This is a genomic window from Limnofasciculus baicalensis BBK-W-15, assembly GCF_024178385.1.
Lineage (GTDB): Bacteria > Cyanobacteriota > Cyanobacteriia > Cyanobacteriales > Coleofasciculaceae > Limnofasciculus > Limnofasciculus baicalensis.
The window spans coordinates 1-10,295 of sequence record NZ_JAMZMM010000220.1 but is presented as its reverse complement, the minus strand read 5'-3'; the positions used below and the strand labels follow the sequence as shown (position 1 = coordinate 10,295).

Here is a 10,295-nt window from a genome sequence, read left to right as displayed (position 1 = left end):
TTGTCTCCCTTGTCTCCCTTGTCTCCCTTGTCTCCCTTGTCTCCCTTGTCTCCCTCTCACTATTCCCCATTCCCTTTCACCTTTTTTACTTGCCGCCCATTTGTGCCGCTACTTCATCAGCAAAGTTGGTTTCTTCTTTCTCGATACCTTCACCGAGGATATAGCGGGTAAAACGGCGTACTTGGATATTTTCACCCAATTGCGTGATCGCTTGTTTGACCAATTCTTCCACTGAGATGCTTTGATCGCGAATGTAAGGTTGATCCATTAATGATAGCTCTTTCAGACGCTTTTCAATTCGACCTTGAACGATTTTCTCTTTAACATTAGCTGGCTTATTGCCTAAATCGTCGCGCCCCATTTCGATTTCTTTTTCTTTGTCAGCTATTTCTGTGGGGATGTCTGACACTTTCACGTATTCGACGTTAGGGCAAGCAGCGATTTGCATGGCAATATTCTTCACCAGGGTTTGGAATTCCTCGCGACGAGCCACAAAATCTGTTTCGCAGTTTACTTCCACTAGCACGCCTACTCTAGCACCTGTGTGGATGTATTGACCCACCATGCCTTCTGCTGCCACGCGACTAGCTTTTTTCCCGGCATTAGCCAAGCCTTTCTGCCGCAGCCATTCTGTGGCTTTTGTCATGTCTCCGTCATTTTCTACGAGCGCTTTTTTGCAATCCATCATGCCAGCGCTAGTTTTGTCTCGTAATTCTTTGACGAGTTTTGCTGATATATCTGCCATTTTACTTTTGTTCCTATTCTGGTGAATGTTTGTTTTTGGTTGTTTGTTTTTGGTTATTTGTTTTTGGTTATTTGCTCAATAGCTAATTCTAGAGCAAATAACGAATAACCTTGATAAGCGAGACACCTATTCCACGACAAACAACCAACAACCAACAACTAACAACCAACAACCAACAACAAATAACAACTTACACTAATTATTCTTCCTCACTTGCCTCGGCATCTTCTGGATAGGCTGCGGCAATCTCATCTATTTCCTCATCATCCATATCCTCTAATGCGCTGTCATAATCTTCGTATTCTTCTTCTGCTTCTGCTTCAAGTTGACCATGACGACCTTCATAGATGGCATCTGCCAACTTACCTATGATTAGTTTAATCGAACGGATGGCATCATCATTGGCTGGGATGGGAATATCCACCACATCTGGATCGCAATTGGTATCCAGCATCGAGACGATGGGAACCCCTAGTTTTTCGCATTCCAGAATAGCGTTGTATTCCCGTCGCTGATCTACAATTACGACAATATCGGGAACTTTCCGCATTAGTTTAATACCGCCGAGGTATTTCTGAAGCTTGCCTAATTCCCGACGCAACATGGATGCTTCTTTTTTCGGCAGTAAATCTAATGCGCCACTGCTATCCCGCCTTTCGAGATCCTTTAACCGCTCTACCCGCGTTTTAATGGTTTCCCAGTTGGTGAGCATTCCGCCTAACCACCGTTGGTTGACATAGTATGAGCCGCAACGAGTCGCTTCTTGGGCGATAATTGCCGCAGCTTGGCGCTTTGTACCTACAAAGAGAACTTTTTTCCCTTGCTCTGACGCAGTGCGCATGTAGGTATAGGCATCTTCCATTAACTGTGCTGTTTGCACCAAGTCAATGATGTGGACACCATTCCGAGAGGTGTAGATATACTGATCCATTTTAGGATTCCACCGCCGGGTTTGGTGCCCGAAGTGAACCCCTGACTCCATCATTTGAGCCAAAGAGACGACTGCCATAATTTTTAACTCCTGATTCGGGTTTATCCTCCACCCAGGCGGATTTCTCTTAGGGAAACACCCGAACTCCTGGATGTGCGATTTTTTAACAACTTTACTAGGGTAGCATGTTTGGGTACTTGAGTTTGGTTATATTAGACAGGAAGTTGGTATTGCAGAGGGAGCGGGTTCGAGTTGTGCCTTTTTGCGATCGCGCGTGGAGCAAGGAGATTGCACAAGCTACGATGTAAAAATATCTTAGGTTGTTTCTCTCACTAATTCTCCAGAGATTTCTCTATGGAAACCATCATCTCATCTGGAAAGACTGATTCTCAAACTCTGTATGAAACAGATTATCTGGAATGGATAGAAACTATTGTCGAAAAACTTAGAAGTGAGAATTATGCCCATGTAGACTGGGAAAATCTGATCGAGGAAATTGAGGATATGGGGAGGAGTGAAAGGAGAAGTTTAGAAAGTAATTTGATTGTAGTTTTACTCCACTTACTCAAATGGCAGTACCAACCCGAATCTAGAAGTGGTAGCTGGGAAAGTAGTATCATTGAGCATCGCCGCCGGATTAAAAAGGCATTGAAAGAGTCCCCTAGCCTTAAGCCATATCTCGAACGTATATTGGCTGAATGTTATGGAGAAGCTGTTAAACAGGCAAAGGCTGAAACTAGGTTGCCATTGGAGATATTTCCTATCCAGTGTCTTTACGAGTTAGAGGATGTGGTGGATGATGAGTTTTTACCGGAATGAGTGGTTGGTTGGGGAATTGGTAATTCAGATCGCGATCGCATTATTATAATCATGTCTGTTGGTTCAATGATTCAATTGAGCAACGCCAGAATTTTTATACTCCCTAATATACTTAAATGGAAAAGGAATTACGGTACTTTGCCCTGTGCGGACAAAATCAACATCCATAGTCGGCAGGATTTGTCTGAATATCAGTTTCGAGTCATTCACCGCAACGATTTTACGGAGATGACAGGCATCCTTGAAAGAAAATTGTATCTTGTCTCTTCGATCTCCAACAAAGTAATAAGCCTCTTTTTCAGTTTCGCCAAAATACTTTATATTAATAGATGCATCAAATAAATCTTCTTTACTCTGGTTATCTTGCGGAAATTTTAACCTAATTTGATGTTTTTCGAGAAGATAATCTCTAAAATCAGTAGCATCTTTTGTATTGCTGATATGTTGTTCATTTTTATTTGTCGATCCAAAATATGTGGCAATTAAATCCTTCAGCTCTTTTTTTGATATGGGTTGTTTGCCAATTTCTATAAGTTTATCTGAGAATGACTGGGGCTGTCCAAGATTAAGCAAAGATTGTTCTCGTAAAAAATCTTGGAATATCTCAGCTAACTCATCTCCAGTTTGCTTACTTTCTGGAAGTTCTGTCTCTATTTCATTGAGGATATTTTCAATTTTATCCAGATCGGGAATGGTGATCTCATCAGTAAGGAATATCTGATTGATATCATTTGTATCAGAAATAACTATACCTTCCAATGTCCTGATTTTCTTGCCAGAGTTACTATCTGTCATTAATTCCATATATTTTTGATATTCTTGATAGCTAAATAGATCTTCAGCATCTATTTTTCTGAATTTAAAATCACCATTGGGTTGAATTTCCATAAAAATAACATGATTTGACTCTTCATCCCAAGCAGCAAAAGTCCAAAGTTTTTTCGACTGAAGTTCAACCCAATTAAACAGGTTAAATTTACCCTGTTCAATATCACGCTTAATAATAATTTCCTTGATCGCTGTTTTCACAATAGCCTTTGTCACAATTCTGGTTGATTCAATAGTAAGATTCTGCCGTTGTATTTTATCGTCTGAGGTACGGTACTCATCCTCGATCCCATTTTTTATGTAATATGACTGATCGTGAATAATTCTAAAATTCAAAGCTCCTTTCTTCTCTCGCTTGCCAGAGGTAATTAGCTTTTCATTCGTAACATAAGGAATAAGTAACTCTTTCAGCGTAGTTACTAGATTAGCCGAATCTTCATCATTAACTCTATCAACTATGTGTATTGGTTGCCCATCAAGTATTGAGTGCAGTTGTTTTGGCTCTTTAACTATAGTGCGTTTAAGTGGAATTTCGGACTCAATTTCACGGAAACAAAAATTAACATCCATGTATTTTGATAGATGTTCTTGAATATTTTTTAAAACTTGATGAAAAATTCCTGATCGGCTGCTATTAAATTCCTTGATACTTCCAAATTCAAGAAAATTAGTATGAAGCCTTTTACCTTGTTTACTGCATTTTATGTAAGATTTTTTAGGATCTGTATTTTTACCATCAGAAGGAAGGCATCTTCTCAGGGATGCTGTGCCACTATGGAAGATATATTCAGGTCTTTCAAGAATCTTTTTTAATTCATCGCCTCTGTATTCTTTTAAGATTGAAATCTTTTTTCGATAAGTGGCTAGACGGACATTCAATAAAAACTCGTTTTTTTGACTATTATGACTACTAAGAGTTATTTCAGCCACAGGAATTTCATCAGAAAGCTTATCTGTCAATGGTGGGACTTTAAGTAATTCTCCAGTAAGATTTGAGAATTGCAGATGCTTAAATCTCGATCGTGATGAACCCAGAGAATTCATCAATAAGCGGGCAAGTGTTACTTCAGAGATAGATTCATCATTCCCGCTATAAAAAGCTTCGGGCTTTACCTCAATTGCAGATACATTAGAAAATTCAGGATCGTTTCTAAGTTTCTGAAGTAATTCATAAGTATTATTTGATTTTTTTTCAAACATAGCATAGGCATATTTAGCATACCCAACAGACATAGCTTTATAACTGTCGCCAATAATACAATCCAGTTCTTCCGCTCCCCACCATTTTCCATTTTTTTCTCGTTTTAACCGAATAAACACAAAGTCTTCTTTAATAGCATCAATCTTAAAATCGATGTTCAGACGGTTTGTACCAATACTCATCTGCTAAATTCCTCTCGAATAAATTTAATTGCTTGATCGTCAACTTTATCATTTTTACAAAGATAAGGAACTTCGACGATTTTCCTGTCTGATGAGATAATCGGATTAAAAGCTGTATCTGAGCTACCAAGAATATTGATAACAAAAACCCGATCAGCCCCAATACTGTCCATTTTATCACGGATTTTATCAATTAAGTCATCAGATGGTACTGCAACTCGATCGTTCCAGAACTTGAAGTCTATATAAATGTTCTGATCCGTTTTAAAATCAAAACGTTCAAATTTATCCACCTCTAGCTCTAACAGAGGAATCTTTAAGATGGTCTCAAAAATATGTTTCCCGCATACTTCGCCTAATGCCCCTTTATAAATATTGTTGAATATTGGGGGAGTTAGAATGAGTTCAGATTTAGGGAATGCTGTTGCCCATCCAGAATCAATAAATAACTTCTTTAGGAGATCAATTCTCATCAAATCTGAAAGACGCGCAGTTTGTTCACTCACCTTTTTGACTTGTTTTTTACCGCATCCATCAGAAAAGAAAACTTCAACATCATCATAGTCATTTTCATGTGAAAAATAATATGAGTCGGCTGCTTTCGGTAATTTAAGATAAATAATATTCCACTTGGGATCGCATTCCAATTCTTTGGCAATAGCGGGTTGTCGGAGAACTTGTGCTCTAAGAGCCTGCCATTGTTTAACGCTTTTAGCTTGCCACGGCGTATTCAGTTGGCGGCGGATGTAAGCAGCAGTCTGATTGCTTCTGTTGGATGCACGATTTTGCGCTTCTCTCAAATCTTCAGATTGGTTAGTCGATTCACCTGCTGATTTAAGGAGAGCCGTATATTCACGAACAGGAATGACATCTTCCGGTAAATAAAATTTACTCAGATGTTTCCGGATTGAAGCATCAGCAAGAATATGAATGGTTGGAGCCTTCATATTTGTTCTACATATCCTACCTATAGCCTGAATAATCACTTTATTCAAGAAGAGTGAATAAGCAGTTGTATCGTATAAGTTCAATTCACCAACCTTTTTCTTATACTTGTCTATTCCCAAATATCGCTTAAATACTTCATCTAATTTATGCTTAAATTCATTTGGTGATAACGCTCCATTCTCGCGGAGAAATTCTAATTGAAAAATGTATTTGATAAAATCATAATCTTCCCTATCATCATTATAAATATTGACAAGTAGATTTGTTGGAAGATCCAAATAAATCCCATCAATATCCATGTCTGTATTCTTCGCAAAGTCATTAATTTGTATTGGCTTTAGAGAAGAAGGAATCGGAAATTGTAGATTTTGTCCGACTCCAATTGTCTGATATGTAGAGAAAATAAATCGACGTTTATTGTCTTTTAAGTCATTTAATAATTTATCCTTAATAGTGTCAAATTCATCACCTGAAAGGACAACTATTGTCTCAGAAATATCATCGTCTATGCTATCTCTTCTATCAGTCAAGAGTAATTCAGCATATTCATATAATCTATGAAGATCGAACTCTGGATCATCATCCTTGGGAAATTTATTGAAAAAGCAAAGAAATCCATGACAATCAGGATGATCCAAAAAATATTTCCAGGCAGTTAATGCTCTCACATAACGGGAAAAACAAAATTCAATATTTTTCCGATCTTTTTTACTGTTATATTCAAGCTTGTTCCATAGAGATTGGGCAGTTTCTTTGTCACTCAAAAGCAACTCAAGCTCTTTAATTGATTCGTCTTTATCGACTTTATTTGTCCCGATAAACTTAGTTTTTATGTCAACTCGATCGTATCCTTTAGTTGCTTCAGAATAGGCATTTTTTAACTTAACAAGAGTATCCCCTTTAAGACGTATAAATGAATCCCCCAAACGGGATTTTAGATACTCAAGATCGTAATTTCCTATGTTTGTATAAAGTCCAGCCGTCGCGGAAATGCCGACAACCATAGCCTTTGAGCAAACTCCAGCCAAAAAAGATTCTGGTGTACGACTGAAGTTGAACATATATATCTTAGATAACGTATCATGCCGATCGCTATCGACGATATCATGGTAACGAAAGCCTGTATCATAGAATCCCTGACGTTGGATTGTTCCTTGTTCGGTTTGCAAGTTATACGGTAAGTCATTTTCAATAATTTTATTGATCAAGAATTCGACATATTGAGCATCAATACGAAAATTATTAATAACTGTAGTAATTGCCGATTCGAGCGGAAACGTTTCCTTAATGGTCTTATCTTCCTCTTTCAAATGGGAATAGTTCTCTGCTAAATACTTGATTCTGATCTGGAAATAGGTTAAAAATCCCGTAATACGATTCAGCATTGAGCGAATATCGAAACCAGCTCCTTTTGTTTGAGAATCAACAGCTTTAATCCAATTTGTACGGTTTGGCAAATCTTTAATAATTTCGATTTTTTTATGACGATCTAGCACATAATGGAATTGATAGTCATGGAACAAAAAATTTCTTTTGTTTGTCAACAATTCATGATAAGATTTACAGGTATGCTGTAGTTGATATTCCTTGAATATCTCATTAGCTTTCTGTCGCAATAATTCAATTTGTTCTCGCAAGGGCGGCCAATTAGTGCCGCCGGAAGATTTTTGCTTACGCCATTCTGATTCTTTAAGAAGCGCTTCAGGACATTCGTTTTGCATAAGATGGTTATGAATATTCAAGAATAAATCAAGAAGATCAACTCGATGGCGCAAACCTGATTCAATGATATTTTTGAGTATATTTTCTTTGGTGCTGTCAAACTCATCAATAAAGATAACTGCTTTATTAATAAGCCGCTCATGGAAATAATATGATGGCTCAACAAGTGTAGTATTTTTGACCAAAAACTTATCTATACTAAGAAATAAAACACTTCGCTCATCTGTAAATACGGCAGGATATATTTTACCGATCCATTGATAGTCTTGATTATTCTTGATGGCTGAAAGTCTGGCTTCTTTTGTTTTAAATTTTTCATCCAATGTGTCTTTAATAGATTTTCTGAATACTGGCTCAAGTTCTTTCCTGATCTTCATGTTAATGTCTGAGCGAACTGTTCCTGGAAGTCCTTTGTTTTGAGAGTGTTCTACATTACGTTTTAAATTAAAATAACTTGCTGTTTTGAATTGTTCAGGAATTTCCTTTTCAATGGCGAGTATATTGTTAATGACAGTCTCAAAATTTGCATCAATAAAAAGAACATATTTCTCAAAATCATCTTCGTTTAGATTATCGACAAAACGTTTTTTGAGATCCCCAAATGGTAAATTCTTCTTGAGGTTGGTAATAAAAAATATTTTTCTATTCTCAGCGGCAAATTCCTTGTAATTAGAATAGATAAAGTTGAGAACATTATAGGTTTTGCCAAAACCAGTCGGCATACTCAGTAGAAGCAGTCCAGGATGACATTGTTTACAGTATTCGTTTAAGATTTTTTCCATATACATGATAACTTTGGTAGAGTTTAAATTTGAGACAATTGCCACAACAAATCAGTTCTATTTATGGTTAGGATGAGACTCGCCCCTACACGATCCCTCCATTTTATGATCGGAGGGTGAGTCAACAGATACGATCGTTTCTCTTATTTATAGTGACCAAGCGACTCACCCCTAAATTATCTCTCCATCTCATTATAATCCCCATAAACTCCCTGGACGTTATACCAATTCAAGAATATCCGTGCTACTTCCAAGGCTAACTGAGATTTCCCTCTATCAATTAACCACTGCAAAAAGGGAGCCATTGTCTTTTCATTCAATCTTCCACCAAAAGACAGGATACCCCAAAGTATTCGATGTAACCAAGTCATCTGAATCATCATCTTGACTTCCCAAGTCGGATGCTTTTCGTAAAACAATACTCCCATCCTACCCCGTTGAATTTCCCTATCGATCATGCGGGGGATTTGGTCTAAATTAAAAGGTGGATGCCAATGATAACCGACAGCTTCCGGACATTTAATTAGTTTTAAGCCTAATTTTTTTAGTCTCACACCGAGTTCTAAATCTTCCCAGCCGTAGAGTTGAAAGCGAGTATCGAAAAGTCCAGCTTCCTCTAACCATTTTCGCGCGATTGCAACATTCCCCGTCGCAAAATAAGCCGCTGAAAAATCTGTAATTTTATAGGCTTCCGAGCTAGGATTATCGAAATCACAGGTATTGATTACCCAGCCATAAGTAAAAATGCGATCGCTGCCCAGTTGCTCCTCTCCTTTGACTAAAGCATCTGCATGAGCCTGAAGGAAATTTTCAGTAACAACCAAATCGCTATCGATAAAAATAATAGTGTCGCCTTTTGCTTCTTTAACCCCTAGATTCCTCGCAGCAGCAGGTCCTTGATGATCTTGAGAATGCGATCGCACATGGGGAAACTCATCCTTGTGAGCCTCTAGCCACTCCAAAGTACCATCCGTTGAGCCATCATCGACTAAAACAACTTCATAACCTGCAATGACACTATCTGCCCTAATATCCTGATATTCTAATGCTCTGAGGCATTTTTGCAGAATCGGCAGGCGATTGTAGGTGGGAATAACGACGCTGAAAAACAAGGGAACCTCTCGACACATAATTTTACAATCTTCTCAGAATATAACCTCACACCAGAAGTCGGGTTTCTTGGAGAAACCCGACTTCTCATCTTCCCCACACCCCACTCCCCAAGTGCTACTATTCTGACTGCAATTTAGTCTGAATTTTATGGAAATCGACTGGCAAACAGCCAAAACCTACGAAGACATCCTCTATCAGAAAACCGACGGCATCGCTAAAATTACCATCAACCGCCCCCATAAACGCAATGCCTTTCGTCCTAAAACTATAGTAGAACTCTACGATGCTTTCTGGGATGCCCGTGAAGATACTAGTATTGGTGTAGTATTATTTACAGGGGCAGGTCCTCATACTGATGGTAAATATGCCTTTTGTTCCGGTGGAGATCAATCAGTACGAGGTAAAGCGGGCTATGTGGATGAGGAAGGGATTCCCCGCCTCAATGTGCTGGATTTACAACGCCTAATTCGTTCCATGCCCAAAGTGGTGATTGCCCTAGTCGCGGGATATGCGATTGGTGGTGGTCATGTTTTACACCTGATTTGCGATCTAACTATTGCAGCAGATAATGGTATTTTCGGTCAAACTGGCCCCAAAGTCGGTAGCTTTGATGGCGGATTTGGCGCGAGTTATCTGGCAAGAATCGTGGGGCAGAAAAAAGCGAGGGAAATTTGGTTCCTCTGTCGCCAATACACTGCGCAACAGGCGCTAGATATGGGTATGGTGAATTGTGTTGTACCTGTGGATGAGTTGGAAGCTGAGGGAATTCAGTGGGCGAGGGAAATTTTGCAAAAAAGTCCGATTGCTATCCGCTGTCTGAAAGCTGCTTTTAATGCTGACTGCGATGGGCAGGCAGGTTTACAGGAATTAGCGGGGAATGCGACTTTGCTTTACTACATGACTGAGGAAGGTGCTGAAGGGAAACAAGCTTTCTTGGAAAAGCGCCCACCTGATTTTCGACAATATCCTTGGTTGCCGTAAATGCAGGGAGTAGGGAGTGGGGAGTGGGGAGTGGGGATAAGGG

The 10,295-nt window shown here is 38.8% G+C and carries 7 protein-coding genes; 2 read left to right on the top strand and 5 right to left on the bottom strand.

What is annotated here, in order from left to right; translation table 11 throughout:
• Positions 1 to 85: 85 nt before the first annotated feature.
• Together tsf and rpsB are read right to left on the bottom strand one after the other, a co-directional pair.
• Positions 86 to 745, bottom strand: a complete 660-nt coding sequence (gene tsf, locus NJ959_RS19260) for a translation elongation factor Ts (RefSeq protein ID WP_254013362.1) — start codon at positions 743 to 745, stop codon at positions 86 to 88.
• A gap of 199 nt (positions 746 to 944) precedes the next feature.
• The gene (gene rpsB / locus NJ959_RS19255; RefSeq protein WP_254013361.1) at positions 945 to 1,754 is read right to left on the bottom strand and encodes a 30S ribosomal protein S2; all 810 of its coding nucleotides are present in this window, start codon (positions 1,752 to 1,754) and stop codon (positions 945 to 947) included.
• Positions 1,755 to 2,030: 276 nt separating this feature from the next.
• Between rpsB and NJ959_RS19250 the strand changes: the two genes are divergently transcribed.
• Positions 2,031 to 2,495 carry a DUF29 domain-containing protein gene (locus NJ959_RS19250; RefSeq protein ID WP_254013360.1) on the top strand — a complete coding sequence of 155 codons (465 nt, stop codon included), beginning with the start codon at positions 2,031 to 2,033 and terminating at the stop codon, positions 2,493 to 2,495.
• Between the two features lie 63 nt (positions 2,496 to 2,558).
• Here the strand turns inward: NJ959_RS19250 and NJ959_RS19245 are convergent, their stop codons facing one another.
• The 3 genes from NJ959_RS19245 to NJ959_RS19235 all read right to left on the bottom strand — a co-directional run bounded on the left by NJ959_RS19245 (position 2,559) and on the right by NJ959_RS19235 (position 9,288).
• Positions 2,559 to 4,706: a hypothetical protein gene (locus NJ959_RS19245; RefSeq protein ID WP_254013359.1), complete on the bottom strand. Its 2,148-nt coding sequence runs from the start codon at positions 4,704 to 4,706 to the stop codon at positions 2,559 to 2,561.
• Positions 4,703 to 8,158 (bottom strand): hypothetical protein, encoded by a 3,456-nt coding sequence (locus NJ959_RS19240; protein WP_254013358.1) that lies wholly within the window; start codon positions 8,156 to 8,158, stop codon positions 4,703 to 4,705. Before NJ959_RS19240 ends, NJ959_RS19245 begins: the two co-directional genes overlap by 4 nt.
• A gap of 176 nt (positions 8,159 to 8,334) precedes the next feature.
• The gene (locus tag NJ959_RS19235; protein WP_373693678.1) at positions 8,335 to 9,288 is read right to left on the bottom strand and encodes a glycosyltransferase family 2 protein; all 954 of its coding nucleotides are present in this window, start codon (positions 9,286 to 9,288) and stop codon (positions 8,335 to 8,337) included.
• Between the two features lie 130 nt (positions 9,289 to 9,418).
• On the opposite strand from NJ959_RS19235, the gene menB reads away from it, so the two are divergent.
• Positions 9,419 to 10,252, top strand: coding sequence for a 1,4-dihydroxy-2-naphthoyl-CoA synthase (menB, locus tag NJ959_RS19230; RefSeq protein WP_254013356.1), 834 nt, complete (start codon positions 9,419 to 9,421; stop codon positions 10,250 to 10,252).
• Positions 10,253 to 10,295 lie beyond the last annotated feature (43 nt).

Coding starts and splice junctions, on each gene's coding strand:
- tsf (WP_254013362.1), bottom strand. CDS start 745: ATGGCAGATATATCAGCAAAACTCGTCAAAGAATTACGAGACAAAACT.
- rpsB (WP_254013361.1), bottom strand. CDS start 1,754: ATGGCAGTCGTCTCTTTGGCTCAAATGATGGAGTCAGGGGTTCACTTC.
- NJ959_RS19250 (WP_254013360.1), top strand. CDS start 2,031: ATGGAAACCATCATCTCATCTGGAAAGACTGATTCTCAAACTCTGTAT.
- NJ959_RS19245 (WP_254013359.1), bottom strand. CDS start 4,706: ATGAGTATTGGTACAAACCGTCTGAACATCGATTTTAAGATTGATGCT.
- NJ959_RS19240 (WP_254013358.1), bottom strand. CDS start 8,158: ATGGAAAAAATCTTAAACGAATACTGTAAACAATGTCATCCTGGACTG.
- NJ959_RS19235 (WP_373693678.1), bottom strand. CDS start 9,288: ATGTGTCGAGAGGTTCCCTTGTTTTTCAGCGTCGTTATTCCCACCTAC.
- menB (WP_254013356.1), top strand. CDS start 9,419: ATGGAAATCGACTGGCAAACAGCCAAAACCTACGAAGACATCCTCTAT.